The following is a 14600-nucleotide window of genomic DNA, read 5'->3' on the forward strand; positions in this document are numbered from 1 at the left end:
AAATTTGCCAAAAACTGGATAAATGTACGCATTATGAGTAAGAATGATTTAGATCACGTTTATCCCGTAATACGGATTAAAGCGGAAGTAAAAGTGCGCACAAAAATCAGGTTTAACACACAAAAATCTAGTTTTTTGCTGAGGCCGTTTTTTCCGTCAGCTGGCTATGATATTGACGGCGATACTCTGACGGCGAGCGTTCGGTGTTTTTGCGGAACAGGCGGCAGAAGTAGTTGCTGTCGGCGAAACCGCACGCGTGGGCGATATCTTTTACTTTCATATCGTGACCTTTTAACAGCATTCGGGCCTGCTCCAGGCGGATGTGATTCAGATACTCGTTAAAGCCCATTGGCCCGCATTTCTGGAACAGATGGGATAGATAGTTTGGCGAGAGATAAAACGCCTGCGCCACCGACTCCCGGGTTAATGGGTCGGCAAAGTGGGCGTCAATATGCTTACGAATCGCTTCAAAAAGCGCCTGGCTGCGCGATGAGGTTTGTACCTGGCTGCCCAGCAGATCGGCACAGTGGCTGAGCAGGCTGGTGACGATAAAGCGGGCCGTGTACTGCTCCCGCGGCTGCATCTGCATTTCATTCAATGCCTGCAGCAGAAAAGAGCCGACCCGGGGACCGCGGCGCGGAACCTGCTGTTTATCCAGCACGTTAAGCGCGCTGCCGTCCCAGTGGCGCAGGACGAATTCCAGCTGCTGTTTACCAAATAAAATAGTGAGCAGAGTGGAGGGCGTCATCCATTGCGGGTCATTCCATCCGCCAGCGGGAATATACAGCACATCGTGCGGCATGAGCTGGGTGCGTTCGGCATTAATCGCTGGATCGTGAAGCTGGCCTGCAAGCATGATTTCGAGGCGCGGAAAATCGACGCATAGCGCATTCTCAGAAGCCGGTCTGGTCTCTGTGGAAAAGCGGATTTTGCCGATTACCGCTGGGCCTTTAATAAAAGAATCAATGGCCTGATTAATATCGCTATTCATTCTCTCTCCGCGTAATGCGATCTCTTTTCATCATACCTAACAAACTGACAGAGGGAAAAGCCGCGCGGTTTTTCTGCGAAGAGTATTGTAAGATTTGATTGATATGTTATATCGTAACATATTATTGCAAACCTAAACTCAGGAGAGAGTGATGACCAAAAAGATTTCCGCGCTGGCGTTTGGCATTGGCATGGTAATGGCGAGCAGCCAGGCTTTTGCCCACGGTCACCCTGGCCATGGCCCGGCGCTGACCGAAGCGGAACAAAAGGCGAGCGAAGGTATTTTTGCCGACCAGGACGTAAAGGACAGGGCGCTGAGCGACTGGGAGGGGATCTGGCAGTCGGTTAACCCCTATCTGCTGAACGGGGATTTAGATCCGGTTCTGGAGCAGAAGGCCAAAAAGGCCGGTAAAAGCGTGGCGGAATATCGGGAATATTATAAGAAGGGCTACGCTACCGATGTCGACCAAATTGGTATCGAGGATAACGTCATGGAGTTTCACGTCGGGAAAACCGTCAACGCCTGTAAGTACAGCTATTCCGGTTACAAAATTCTGACCTACGCATCCGGTAAAAAAGGCGTGCGCTACCTGTTCGAATGCCAGCAGGCGGATTCAAAAGCGCCGAAGTTTGTTCAGTTTAGCGATCATACTATCGCGCCGCGCAAGTCCCAGCATTTCCACATCTTCATGGGCGATGAGTCCCAGGACGCGCTGCTGAAAGAGATGGATAACTGGCCAACCTACTATCCTTATGCGCTGCACAAAGAGCAGATTGTCGACGAAATGCTGCACCACTAATAAAAAATAGCTCCGGTAAACGTGATGCTTACCGGAGCTACGGTTTTTAACCCGGCTCGCGCTACGCTTAGCCGGGCTACAGGTTCCGCAAGGCGAACTAGCCGGTGTTACGCATGCCTGCCGCAACGCCGGCGATAGTGACCATCAGCGCTTGTTCAACGCGCGGATCCGGTTTTTCACCTTTCTCTTCCGCCAGGCGTGAACGATGGAGCAGCTCGGCCTGGAGCACGTTTAACGGGTCGGTATAGATATTACGCAGCTGGATGGACTCCGCGATCCACGGCAGGTCGGCCATCAGGTGGGAGTCGTTGGCGATTGCCAGCACCACGTTGATATCGGCGGACAGCAGTTGGCGCAGCTCTTCACCGAGCTTCCATAGTTCCGGTTTCACCAGACGCTGATCGTAATATTCCGCCAGCCACAGGTCGGCTTTTGAGTAGACCATCTCCAGCATGCCGAGGCGGGTAGAGAAGAACGGCCAGTCGCGGCACATGCTTTCCAGCTCGCTCTGCTTGCCGCCTTCAACGACTTTTTGCAGCGCGGCGCCGGCGCCCAGCCAGGCTGGCAGCATCAGGCGGTTTTGCGTCCACGCGAAGATCCACGGAATGGCGCGCAGCGACTCGACGCCGCCGGTCGGGCGACGTTTTGCCGGACGCGAGCCCAGCGGCAGTTTACCCAGCTCCTGCTCCGGCGTTGCGGAACGGAAGTAAGGAACAAAATCTTTATTTTCACGCACGTAGCCGCGGTACATCTCGCAGGAGACATCTGATAGCTCGGCCATGATATCGCGCCATTGCGCTTTGGGCTCCGGCGGCGGCAGCAGGTTGGCTTCCAGAATCGCGCTAGTATAAAGCGATAGGCTGCTGATGGTGACTTCCGGCAGGCCGTATTTAAAGCGGATCATCTCGCCCTGTTCGGTGACGCGCAGGCCGCCTTTCAGGCTTCCCGGAGGCTGAGAGAGCAGGGCCGCGTGCGCCGGCGCGCCGCCGCGACCGATAGAACCACCGCGACCGTGGAACAGGGTCAGCTCAATACCGGCTTTTTCACAGGTCTTAATTAAGGCGTCCTGCGCCTGGTACTGCGCCCAGGAGGCGGCCATCACGCCCGCATCTTTCGCCGAGTCGGAATAGCCAATCATGACCATCTGTTTGCCCTGGATAAAGCCGCGATACCAGTCGATATTCAGCAGTTGGGTCATGACGTCGTCGGCGTTATTCAGGTCGTCCAGGGTTTCGAACAGCGGGGCGACCGGCAGCGCGAAGCCGATGCCAGCCTCTTTCAGCAGCAGATGTACTGCCAGGACGTCTGACGGCGTTTTGGCCATTGAAATCACGTAGGCCGCAATCGAGCCGCGCGGCGCCTCGGAGATGACTTTGCACGTCTCAAGCACTTCGCGAGTTTCTTCGCTTGGCTCCCACTGGCGCGGCAGCAGAGGGCGTTTAGAGTTCAGTTCGCGGATCAGGAAGGCCTGCTTATCGGCTTCTGACCAGCTTTCATAGTCGCCGATGCCGAGATAGCGGGTCATTTCGCCCAGCGCTTCGGTGTGGCGGGTGCTTTCCTGACGGATATCGATACGCACCAGCGGTACGCCAAAGGCTTTTACGCGGCGCAGGGTGTCGAGCAGCTCGCCATTGGCGATAATGCCCATGCCGCAGGCTTGCAGCGATTGGTAACAGGCGTAAAGCGGTTCCCACAACTGCTCGTTTTGCGTGATAAGACCCGCTGGTTTCGGCAGTTTCTGCCCTTTCAGGCGCGCTTCCAGCCAGGCCTGCGTCTCCATCAGCTGCGTGCGCAGCTTTTTCATCAGGTAACGATAGGGTTCCTGCGCGCCTTCCGCGCCTGCCAGATCGCGCAGCTCATCGGTGCACTCGACCATTGATAGCTCGGAAATCAGCACCTGGACGTCTTTCAGGAACAGATCGGTTGCTTTCCAGCGGCTGAGTAGCAGGACGTGGCGGGTAATGTCGGCAGTCACGTTCGGGTTGCCGTCGCGGTCGCCGCCCATCCAGGAAGTAAAGCGAACCGGAACAAAGTCGACCGGCAGCCGATAGTTCAGGTTGTCTTCCAGCTGTTCATTCAGCTCGCGCAGGTAGTTCGGTACGCCTTCCCACAGGCTATTTTCAACAACTGCGAAGCCCCATTTCGCTTCATCCACCGGGGTCGGGCGATGTTTGCGGATTTCATCGGTGTGCCACGACTGGGCAATCAGCTGGCGCAAACGGCGCATGACCTGATGACGTTCATAGTCCGCAATGTCGTTGTTATCGAGCTGCTTCAGGCAACTGTTGATTTCACCCATCTTATGGATCAGCGTACGACGCGTGATTTCGGTCGGGTGCGCGGTCAGCACCAGTTCCAGCGACAGGGATTCAACGGCTTGCTTAATAATGGTTTCGTTGAGGTTGGGTTGCTCTTTAAGCTTTCTCAGGGTGCGGGCAATCACTTCCGGATTACTGGCCGCTTCGCCTTTTGGCGAAATGCTGTGGTATTGCTCAGCGGTATTCGCCAGGTTCAGAAACTGGCTAAAGGCGCGCGCCACCGGCAGTAGCTCGTCGTTGGACAAGTTTTGCAACGTGGTGAGCAGTTCCTGGCGGTTGGCTTCATTGCCAGCGCGAGAAGATTTGGACAACTTACGGATAGTTTCGACACGATCAAGAATGTTTTCTCCTAGCGCATCCTTGATGGTGTCGCCCAGCACCTTACCGAGCATACTGACATTACTACGCAAAGCGGAATATTGTTCGTTCATGTTACCCCAGACACCCCATCTCATTTTATTTTGTTATATCCGGCGCTCGATAATTTGAGCAGTGGATAAGCAACCGTCTTTTATAAAGCCACGTAAAAACCCCCACGTCAATTGTTGCGAAATCGCTTCAGCAAACGAATAAATGGCGGCAATTTGCGAAATTTAACTCGGAGGTCGCTTGATAAGTGTTGCTTATGAAAATGTGATAATTGTCACCCTCTCGCGCGGATGAAATCGCCCGAGAGAATGCGTATTTAATGCCAGCAAAAATGGTGGACCACCTGAGTGATGAGCTCGCGGGTCGGCTTAATAAAGCGCGTTTCCAGGTACTCATCCGGCTGATGGGCCTGGTTGATAGAGCCCGGGCCTAACACCAGCGTCGGGCAGAGAGTCTGAATAAACGGCGCTTCGGTACAGTAGTTCACCACGTCGGTTTGCGCGCCGAGGAGTTTTTCTACGACCTCAACCAGCTTATGGTCCGGCGGACATTCGTAACCGGGGATCGGCGGATGCAGTTCAGAAACGGTCAGGCGGCCAGGCCAGCGCTCGCTCACCGGCGCCAGCGCCTCGTTCAGCAGCCCGTTGAGATCGTTGAGCGTCATTCCGGGCAGCGGACGAATATCCATGTGCAGCTCGCAGCAGGCGCAAATGCGGTTGGAGGCATCGCCGCCGTGGATGGCGCCGAGGTTGAGCGTCGGCCAGGGAACGGTAAAGGCGGCATAGTGATAACGCTCTTTTAAGTCGTCGCGCAGCTGCATAATGCGGCCAATGGCGTCGTGCATCAGTTCAATCGCGTTGACGCCGCGTGCCGGGTCGCTGGAGTGGCCCGACTGCCCCTGAATGCGAACCGCGTTGGACATGTGGCCTTTGTGCGCGCGTATCGGCTGCAGCGACGTGGGCTCACCGATAATGGCGCAGTCCGGTCGCAGTTGGGTCGTCTCGGCGAAGTAGCGGGCGCCGGCCATGCTGGTCTCTTCATCGGCCGTCGCCAGAATATAGAGCGGCTTTTTCAGCTGAGTGACGTCAACGTCGCGCAGGGCGTCGAGAATAAAAGCGAAGAAGCCTTTCATATCCGCGGTGCCGAGACCGTACAGCTTATTGTCGTGCTCGGTCAGGGTAAAAGGGTCGCGGGTCCAGCGGCCATCATCAAACGGGACGGTATCGGTGTGCCCGGCAAGCAGCAGGCCGCCAGCGCCGTGGCCGCTGCTGGCCAGCAGGTTGAATTTATTGCGCGTGTCCGGTACCGGCTGAACTTCAACATTAAAGCCGATATCACGGAACCAGCCAGCCAGTAAATTGATTAAAGACTCATTGCTCTGATCCAGCGCCTCTTCGGTTGCGCTGATGGAAGGTGTGGCGATCAGCGCGCGGTAAATCTCGATAAAGGGCGGTAATTTGTTTTTCATTGTTGACACACCTCGGGTCGTGATAGTATCAATATTCATGCATTATTTGTGAATAAAAATACATTATCGTTGAGCGTAAGAAAACCCATCGAATATAAGGATGATGCTCTTACGGCTCAACAGGGTGGGGAAGGCAACGGTCTTCCAGGGCAAATATACGTAAGCAAGAAGGTGAAGAGCCCCAATGTTGAACACGCTGATTGTGGGCGCCAGCGGTTATGCCGGCGCAGAGCTAGTGGCCTATGTAAATCGCCATCCTCATATGACCATAACCGCATTGACGGTCTCCGCGCAAAGCAATGATGCGGGAAAATTAGTTTCCGATTTGCATCCGCAGCTGAAAGGCATTGTCGATCTGCCGCTGCAGCCGATGTCCGATATCAGCGAGTTTAGCGCCGGAGTGGATGTGGTTTTCCTCGCCACCGCGCACGAGGTGAGCCATGACCTGGCGCCGCAGTTCCTCGCCGCAGGCTGCGTCGTGTTCGATCTCTCCGGGGCGTTCCGCGTGAATGACGGCGCCTTCTATGAAAAATATTACGGTTTCACTCATCAGTTCCCTGAACTGTTGGAGCAGGCGGTTTACGGCCTGGCCGAGTGGAGCGTCGAAAAGCTAAAAGAAGCCAATCTGATCGCCATACCGGGCTGCTACCCGACGGCGGCTCAGCTATCGTTAAAACCGCTGATCGAGGCGGGGCTGCTGGATCTTAACCAGTGGCCGGTGATCAACGCGACCAGCGGGGTCAGCGGCGCCGGGCGTAAAGCCTCTATCGGCAATAGCTTCTGCGAAGTCAGCCTGCAACCCTACGGCGTTTTCAACCACCGTCATCACCCGGAAATTTCAACCCACCTGGGCGCGGACGTGATTTTTACTCCGCATCTGGGCAATTTTAAGCGCGGAATTCTGGAGACCATCACCTGCCGTCTAAAACCCGGCGTGAGCAAAGAGCAGGTGGCGGCGGTGTTCCAGCAGGCCTATGCGGAAAAACCGCTGGTGCGTTTATACGATAAAGGTGTCCCTGCATTGAAAAATGTCGTGGGTCTGCCATTCTGTGATATCGGTTTTGCGGTCCAGGATGAACATATCATCGTGGTGGCGGCGGAAGATAACCTGCTGAAAGGCGCGGCCGCGCAGGCCGTGCAGTGCGCAAATATTCGTTTCGGCTTCGCTGAGACGCAGTCTCTTATTTAAGGTGTGATGATGAATCCTTTAATTATCAAACTTGGCGGCGTCCTGCTGGACAGCGAAGAAGCGCTTGAGCGCTTGTTTACGGCACTGGTGAACTACCGCGAATCCCATCAGCGCCCGCTGATTATTGTGCACGGCGGCGGCTGCGTGGTGGATGAACTCATGAAGCAGCTCAACCTGCCGGTGAACAAGAAAAACGGTCTGCGGGTCACGCCGGCGGATCAGATCGACATTATTACCGGCGCGCTGGCGGGAACCGCCAACAAAACGCTGCTGGCGTGGGCGAAGAAGCATGGACTGGCTGCCGTTGGGCTATTCCTCGGTGACGGCGATAGCGTCAAAGTGACGCAGCTTGATGAAGAGCTTGGTCATGTCGGATACGCTCAGCCGGGTTCTCCGGCGCTGATTAACTCGCTGCTGGCGGGCGGTTATATGCCGGTCGTTAGCTCCATCGGCGTCACCGATGAAGGCGAGTTGATGAACGTCAACGCCGACCAGGCGGCGACCGCGCTGGCGGCAACGCTCGGCGCAGACTTGATTCTGCTGTCTGATGTAAGCGGCATTCTAGATGGCAAAGGGCAGCGCATTGCGGAAATGACCGCCGAGAAGGCTGAACAGCTGATCGAGCAGGGCATTATCACCGACGGCATGATCGTCAAAGTGAATGCGGCCCTGGACGCGGCGCGGACATTAGGCCGCCCGGTCGATATCGCCTCCTGGCGTCACGCGGAGCAGCTCCCTGCGTTGTTTAACGGCACGCCGATCGGCACGCGTATTCTCGCATAATCAATTTATCATTTTGTCGGCCCGGTAAGCGTAGCGCCGCCGGGCAATAAAATTCAAAGATATTAAGGAAGCATGTTATGGCACTTTGGGGTGGGCGTTTTACTCAGGCAGCGGATCAGCGGTTCAAACAGTTCAACGACTCTTTGCGCTTTGACTATCGCCTGGCGGAGCAGGATATCGTTGGCTCTGTTGCCTGGTCCAAAGCGCTGGTGACGGTTGGCGTTTTGACCGCTGATGAACAACAGCAGCTGGAAGAGGCGCTGAACATTCTGCTGGAAGACGTGCGGGCTAACCCGCAGCAGATCCTCGAAAGCGATGCGGAAGATATTCATAGCTGGGTAGAAGGTAAGCTGATCGACAAGGTCGGCCAACTGGGCAAAAAGTTGCACACCGGGCGTAGCCGTAATGACCAGGTGGCGACAGACCTGAAGCTGTGGTGCAAAGATACCGTTGTGGAACTGCTGTCGGCGAATCGTCAGCTACAAAGCGCGCTGGTCGAGACGGCTGAGAATAACCAGGACGCCGTCATGCCGGGCTATACCCACCTGCAGCGCGCGCAGCCGGTGACGTTTGCCCACTGGTGTCTGGCCTATGTTGAAATGCTGGCACGAGATGAAAGCCGTCTGCAGGATGCGCTTAAACGTCTGGACGTCAGCCCGCTGGGCTGCGGAGCGCTGGCGGGTACTGCCTATGAAATCGATCGTGAACAGCTTGCCGGCTGGCTGGGCTTCGCATCGGCGACCCGCAATAGCCTGGACAGCGTGTCCGATCGCGATCACGTACTGGAACTGCTGTCCGATGCCTCAATCGGTATGGTCCACCTGTCGCGTTTTGCCGAAGATCTGATCTTCTTCAATACCGGCGAAGCGGGTTTTGTTGAGCTTTCTGACCGCGTGACTTCTGGCTCATCCCTGATGCCGCAGAAGAAAAACCCGGATGCGCTGGAGCTGATCCGTGGAAAATGCGGCCGCGTGCAGGGCGCGCTGACCGGCATGATGATGACCCTCAAGGGGCTGCCGCTGGCCTACAACAAAGATATGCAGGAAGATAAAGAAGGGCTGTTTGACGCGCTTGATACCTGGCTCGACTGCATGCATATGGCGGCACTGGTGCTTGACGGTATTCAGGTAAAACGCCCGCGCTGTGAAGAAGCGGCGCAGCAGGGCTATGCGAATGCCACCGAACTGGCGGATTATCTGGTTGCTAAAGGTGTGCCGTTCCGTGAAGCGCACCATATTGTCGGTGAAGCGGTAGTGGAAGCCATTGCCCAGGGCAAGCCGCTGGAGGATCTGCCTCTGGCCGATTTGCAGAAATTTAGCTCCGTGATTGCGGATGACGTCTATCCGATTCTGGCGCTGCAGTCGTGTCTGGATAAGCGTGCGGCTAAAGGCGGCGTTTCTCCTCAGCAGGTGGCTCAGGCGATTGCCGACGCTAAACAGCGCCTGGTGTGATTCGCCTGCGGGGCTGCTTTTAAGGCGGTAAATAAACGAAGCTCGGGTAACCCCGGGCTTTTTTTATACAAAAAAAAGCGGACGCAAGGTCCGCAAAAGTTCACGTTGGCTTTAGTTATCCGGGTAGAAAACTGTGAGGAAGCGCGATGATTTTCTGCAGTTTTCCTCATTTATGGGTTTATTATTGAACAGAAACCTTGATAGGGATAATCGTTCGTTGCTATTCTATCTATCGCCATGGACTATCGTGGCGATGGAGGATGAATAATGAATATTCGCGATCTTGAATATCTGGTAGCGCTAGCCGAACACCGCCACTTCCGCCGCGCGGCGGATTCTTGTCACGTCAGCCAACCTACGCTTAGCGGACAAATCCGTAAGCTGGAGGATGAGCTCGGTGTGATGTTGCTGGAACGCACCAGCCGTAAGGTTCTGTTCACCCAGGCAGGGCTGCTGCTGGTGGATCAGGCGCGTACCGTGCTACGCGAAGTCAAAGTGCTGAAGGAAATGGCAAGCCAGCAGGGAGAGACCATGTCCGGGCCGCTGCATATTGGACTGATCCCGACGATTGGCCCTTATCTGCTGCCGTTGATTATCCCGATGCTGCATCAGACCTTTCCCAAGCTGGAAATGTATCTGCATGAAGCACAAACCCATCAGCTTTTAGCGCAGCTTGATAGCGGTAAGCTCGACTGCGCGATTCTGGCGCTGGTCAAAGAGAGCGAAGCGTTTATTGAGGTGCCGCTGTTTGATGAGCCCATGATGCTGGCTATCTACGAAGATCACCCGTGGGCTAACCGCGAGTGCGTGCCGATGTCGGACCTGGCCGGTGAAAAGCTGCTGATGCTGGAAGACGGCCACTGCCTGCGCGATCAGGCGATGGGCTTTTGCTTTGAAGCGGGCGCCGACGAGGATACGCATTTCCGGGCGACCAGCCTCGAAACGTTGCGTAACATGGTGGCTGCCGGTAGCGGCATCACGCTGCTGCCAGCCTTAGCCGTGCCGCAGGAGAGAAAGCGCGATGGCGTGGTCTATGTGCCCTGTATCAAGCCGGAACCGAGACGTACCGTGGGGCTGGTTTATCGCCCGGGTTCGCCGCTGCGTAGCCGCTATGAACATCTGGCAGAGGCCATCCGCGGGAAGATGGATGGCCATTTCGACACCGCGTTAAAACAGGCGGTTTAAGCCATTTAACGCGGCTACCCGATAGGCTTCCGCCATCGTCGGGTAGTTAAAGGTGGTGTTAACGAAGTACTCAATGGTGTTACCACCGCCTTTCTGCTCCATTATCGCCTGGCCGATGTGAATAATTTCGGCCGCGCGCTCGCCAAAGCAATGAATCCCAAGGATCTCTTTCGTTTCGCGATGAAACAGGATCTTCAGCGTACCGACGCTCATGCCGACAATCTGCGCACGCGCCAGATGCTTGAACTGCGCGCGCCCGACCTCGTAAGGCACTTTCATGGCCGTCAATTGCTGCTCGGTTTTGCCAACGGAGCTGATTTCCGGAATGGTGTAAATACCGGTAGGGATATCTTCAATCAGATGCGCCGAGGCTTCGCCTTTCACCAGCGCCTGGGCAGCGATGCGCCCCTGGTCGTAGGCGGCCGAGGCCAGGCTCGGGTAGCCAATCACATCGCCGACGGCATAAATATGCGGCAGGGCGGTTTGATACATGCTGTTGACCTTCAACTGACCGCGGCTATCGGTTTGCAGGCCGATATTTTCCAGCGCCAGAGAGTCGGTATTCCCGGTGCGGCCGTTAGCGTACAGCAGGCAGTCCGCTTTTAGCTTTTTGCCGGATTTCAGGTGCATGATGACGCCGTCATCCACGCCCTCAATCTTTTCGTACTCTTCATTGTGGCGAATGACCACGCCGCTATTCCAGAAGTGATAGGAGAGGGAGTCGGACATCTCCTGATCGAGAAACGCCAGCAGGCGATCGCGGGTGTTGATCAGATCCACCTTCACTTCCATTCCGCGGAAGATCGACGCATATTCGCAGCCGATCACCCCGGCCCCATAAATGATCACATGGCGCGGTTCGTGGTGCAGGCTAAGGATCGAGTCGCTGTCATAAATGCGCGGGTGATGGAAGTCAACGTCTGCCGGATGGTACGGGCGTGAACCGCAGGCAATCACGAACTTTTCCGCCGTCACCGTTTCCACGGTACCGTCGTGGCATTCCAGCGCGATAGTGTGTTCATCAACAAAATGGGCATTACCCTGCAGGATTTCACAGTGGTTACGCTCATAGAAACCCTGACGCATATGGGTTTGCTGGTTAATGACGCTGTCGGCATGGTTCAGGATGTCGGCGAAGGAAGAACGAAGAAGACGGGAATGGTCGCTGTAGAGGGGATTTTGGTTAAACTCGATAATACGGCTGACGGCATGGCGGAGGGCTTTGGACGGGATGGTACCCCAGTGGGTACAACCGCCGCCAACGTTATGGTAGCGCTCAATGACGGCAACGCGTGCTCCCTGTTTCACCAGCCCCATGGCGGCACCTTCTCCGCCAGGACCGGAACCAATCACAATTGCATCATAATCCCAAGAGTGTGACATGGCATTACTCACCTGTTTTATACATAAAATAAACACGATGATAACATTTGCCGCGCTTTAACCCAATTATCGTTGTGCTTTTTTGCGGCATAAAAGCAGAAACAGCTCGTAAACAATCATTCACAATCCAGTGTAAACCGATTGGTTCTGATCTCTGGTATAGTGCCGGAAGGGCTTATGGAAGGATTCAGACAACGTGATGGGCGTAAGAGCGCAACAAAAAGAAAAAACCCGGCGTTCGCTGGTGGAAGCGGCATTTAGCCAGCTAAGTGCTGAACGCAGTTTTGCCAGCTTAAGCCTGCGCGAAGTTGCGCGGGAAGCGGGGATCGCCCCGACGTCCTTCTATCGCCATTTTCGTGATGTCGATGAGCTTGGTCTGACCATGGTGGATGAAAGCGGGCTTATGCTGCGCCAGCTGATGCGTCAGGCGCGCCAGCGTATCGCGAAAGGCGGCAGCGTCATTCGCACCTCTGTTTCCACCTTTATGGAATTTATTGGCAACAATCCGAACGCCTTCCGCCTGCTGCTGCGGGAACGCTCCGGTACGTCTGCGGCGTTTCGCGCCGCCGTGGCGCGTGAAATTCAGCATTTTATCGCGGAACTTGCCGACTATTTAGAAATCGAAAACCATATGCCGCGCGCCTTTACCGAAGCGCAGGCTGAAGCTATGGTCACCATCGTATTTAGCGCTGGCGCTGAGGCTCTCGATGTAGGCCCGGAGCAGCGTCGACAGCTGGAAGAACGCCTGGTGCTGCAGCTCAGAATGATCTCGAAAGGCGCGTATTACTGGTATCGCCGTGAACAAGAAAAAATATCAAATCATTCCGAATAACGTGAAGGACGAGCAATGAAACACTCAGTACAAGATAGAGGTACGCTGCTGCTGGCGCTGATCGCAGGTTTATCCATTAATGGTACCTTCGCCGCGCTGTTCAGCTCCATTGTCCCTTTTTCCATCTTCCCCATCTTGTCGTTGGTGCTGACGGTATACTGCCTGCATCAGCGCTATCAGAATCGTAGTATGCCCGTGGGTTTGCCGGGGCTTGCCGCTGCTTGCTTTATTCTCGGCGTGTTGGTTTACAGCACCGTTGTGCGCGCGGAGTATCCGGACATCGGCTCTAACTTCTTCCCGGCAGTTCTGTCAGTGATTATGGTGTTCTGGATTGGCTACAAATTGCGCAACCGCAAGAACGCGGTCGCGGAATAATCTCTCACCCGGCAGCAGCGCTGTTGCCGGGTTTTCTCGCGCAGCTTTACTTCTTCGTTAGCAGTACGCCGCATTCCATATGATGGGTATACGGGAACTGGTCGAATAGCGCCAGGCGCGTGACCGCGTGGGTCTCACTGAGCGTTTCCAGGTTCTGGCATAGGGTCTCCGGATTGCAGGAGATATACAGAATACGCGGATACGCCTGCACCATTTTCTCCGTTTCGCTATCCAGCCCACTGCGCGGCGGATCAACGAAAATCGTCTCACACTGATAGCTCTTCAGATCAATGCCCTGCAGGCGGTTAAACTCCCGCACGCCGTTCATCGCCTGGGTAAACTCTTCCGCCGACATGCGGATAATCTGCACATTATCAATGTGGTTCGCTGCAATATTATATTGCGCCGCCGCGACGGACGGTTTAGCTATTTCCGTTGCCAGCACGCGTTCGAAATTACGCGCCAACGCCAGCGAAAAGTTACCGTTACCGCAATACAGCTCAAGCAGGTCGCCAGTTGCGCCTTTGGTGGCATCGATAGCCCACTCCAGCATCTGGACGTTCATTACCGCGTTTGGCTGGGTGAAGCTATTCTCAACCTGACGATAGATCATTTCACGCCCGCCAACTGGCAGACGTTCATCGATATAGTCTTGATCCAGCTCGATTTTAGTTTTCGTAGCGCGGCCAATCAGATGCACATTCAGATTTTGCGCTCGCAGCGCATCGCGGAAGCGCTCTGCCTGCTGACGCCATTCATCGTCGAGCTTCTTATGATACAGCAGCGATATCACGGCCTGATTGCTCAGGGTGGTCAGATAATCCACCTGAAACAGTTTATGGCGCAGTACCGGGTTATCGCGTACGCCTTCAATCACCGCGGTCATCAGCTGATTAATCAGCTCGCTGGCGGCCGGGAAGGTATCGACGCGAATGCGGGATTTGGTCTGCTGATCAAACATAATGTGGTACAGGTCATCGCCATCGTGCCACAGGCGGAACTCTGCGCGCATGCGATAGTGGCTGACCGGCGAACGAAACACTTCCGGAACCGGGGCGCTGAAAGGCGCCATCATTTTCTGCAAACGGACGACTTTTTCTGCCAGCTGCGCTTCATATTGTTCGGTAGGAAGGTGTTCGGGGGTCATGATGCATCCTGAATAAAATAAGTACGCGGGGGATTGTAGGGAAAGCGCCGGGGATGTCCAGCCCTGATAATATAAGGAAATATAACGGTAGAAGTCTGGACATCTATATGTTTCTGATTATAGCATCGTGCTACCGGTCCTATGAGTTAATAGGGAATCCAGTGTAAATCTGGAGCTGACGCGCAGCGGTAAGGAAAAGTGGGATGAGCGCATTATGCAGACACTGCGGTTATTTAGCGGGAAGTCCTCATCCATCAAACACTCCAAGCCCGAAGACCTGCCGGAATACGTCGCATTTGGTTTCTATCAT

The 14600-nt window shown here is 55.1% G+C and carries 12 protein-coding genes and 1 riboswitch; of the genes, 7 read left to right on the forward strand and 5 right to left on the reverse strand.

The features are described from left to right. Positions 1-127: 127 nt before the first annotated feature. Positions 128-991 (reverse strand): AraC family transcriptional regulator, encoded by an 864-nt coding sequence (locus KCG39_RS19215; protein WP_004127311.1) that lies wholly within the window; start codon positions 989-991, stop codon positions 128-130. Positions 992-1142: 151 nt separating this feature from the next. Between KCG39_RS19215 and zinT the strand changes: the two genes are divergently transcribed. Continuing rightward, the gene (zinT, locus tag KCG39_RS19220) at positions 1143-1790 is read left to right on the forward strand and encodes a metal-binding protein ZinT (protein WP_004127314.1); all 648 of its coding nucleotides are present in this window, start codon (positions 1143-1145) and stop codon (positions 1788-1790) included. Positions 1791-1887: 97 nt separating this feature from the next. Here zinT and ppc read toward each other — a convergent pair whose 3' ends face one another. Beyond that, the gene (ppc, locus tag KCG39_RS19225) at positions 1888-4539 is read right to left on the reverse strand and encodes a phosphoenolpyruvate carboxylase (protein WP_049113499.1); all 2652 of its coding nucleotides are present in this window, start codon (positions 4537-4539) and stop codon (positions 1888-1890) included. A 254-nt stretch (positions 4540-4793) separates the two neighbouring features. Then, positions 4794-5945 (reverse strand): acetylornithine deacetylase, encoded by a 1152-nt coding sequence (argE, locus tag KCG39_RS19230; RefSeq protein ID WP_004127321.1) that lies wholly within the window; start codon positions 5943-5945, stop codon positions 4794-4796. Positions 5946-6129: 184 nt separating this feature from the next. Between argE and argC the strand changes: the two genes are divergently transcribed. From argC to oxyR, 4 genes are all read left to right on the forward strand, one after another. Further along, a complete protein-coding gene (argC, locus tag KCG39_RS19235; protein ID WP_211811448.1) occupies positions 6130-7134 on the forward strand; it encodes an N-acetyl-gamma-glutamyl-phosphate reductase in 1005 nt (334 codons plus the stop codon). A 6-nt stretch (positions 7135-7140) separates the two neighbouring features. Further along, a complete protein-coding gene (gene argB, locus KCG39_RS19240) occupies positions 7141-7917 on the forward strand; it encodes an acetylglutamate kinase (RefSeq protein ID WP_109213033.1) in 777 nt (258 codons plus the stop codon). Between the two features lie 77 nt (positions 7918-7994). Continuing rightward, entirely contained in the window at positions 7995-9368 is a 1374-nt protein-coding gene (gene argH, locus KCG39_RS19245) for an argininosuccinate lyase (protein ID WP_087828808.1), read from the forward strand. Positions 9369-9635: 267 nt separating this feature from the next. Continuing rightward, positions 9636-10553, forward strand: coding sequence for a DNA-binding transcriptional regulator OxyR (gene oxyR, locus KCG39_RS19250; protein ID WP_004127331.1), 918 nt, complete (start codon positions 9636-9638; stop codon positions 10551-10553). Here the strand turns inward: oxyR and sthA are convergent. After that, complete coding sequence (sthA, locus tag KCG39_RS19255; protein ID WP_004116922.1) at positions 10536-11936, reverse strand: Si-specific NAD(P)(+) transhydrogenase; 1401 nt, start codon at positions 11934-11936, stop codon at positions 10536-10538. The genes oxyR and sthA overlap by 18 nt on opposite strands. Before the next feature lie 196 nt (positions 11937-12132). Here sthA and fabR point away from each other — a divergent pair, with 196 nt between their 5' ends. Then, the gene (gene fabR, locus KCG39_RS19260; RefSeq protein WP_004107582.1) at positions 12133-12768 is read left to right on the forward strand and encodes an HTH-type transcriptional repressor FabR; all 636 of its coding nucleotides are present in this window, start codon (positions 12133-12135) and stop codon (positions 12766-12768) included. Positions 12769-12783: 15 nt separating this feature from the next. Next, positions 12784-13143: a YijD family membrane protein gene (locus tag KCG39_RS19265; RefSeq protein ID WP_004127333.1), complete on the forward strand. Its 360-nt coding sequence runs from the start codon at positions 12784-12786 to the stop codon at positions 13141-13143. 46 nt (positions 13144-13189) lie between these two features. Here the strand turns inward: KCG39_RS19265 and trmA are convergent, their stop codons facing one another. Beyond that, positions 13190-14290 carry a tRNA (uridine(54)-C5)-methyltransferase TrmA gene (trmA, locus tag KCG39_RS19270; RefSeq protein WP_004127337.1) on the reverse strand — a complete coding sequence of 367 codons (1101 nt, stop codon included), beginning with the start codon at positions 14288-14290 and terminating at the stop codon, positions 13190-13192. Positions 14291-14407: 117 nt separating this feature from the next. Then, positions 14408-14589, forward strand: a riboswitch (cobalamin riboswitch). Positions 14590-14600 lie beyond the last annotated feature (11 nt).

Origin of the sequence: Klebsiella pasteurii, assembly GCF_018139045.1 — a bacterium.
In the GTDB taxonomy this organism is placed as follows: domain Bacteria; phylum Pseudomonadota; class Gammaproteobacteria; order Enterobacterales; family Enterobacteriaceae; genus Klebsiella; species Klebsiella grimontii.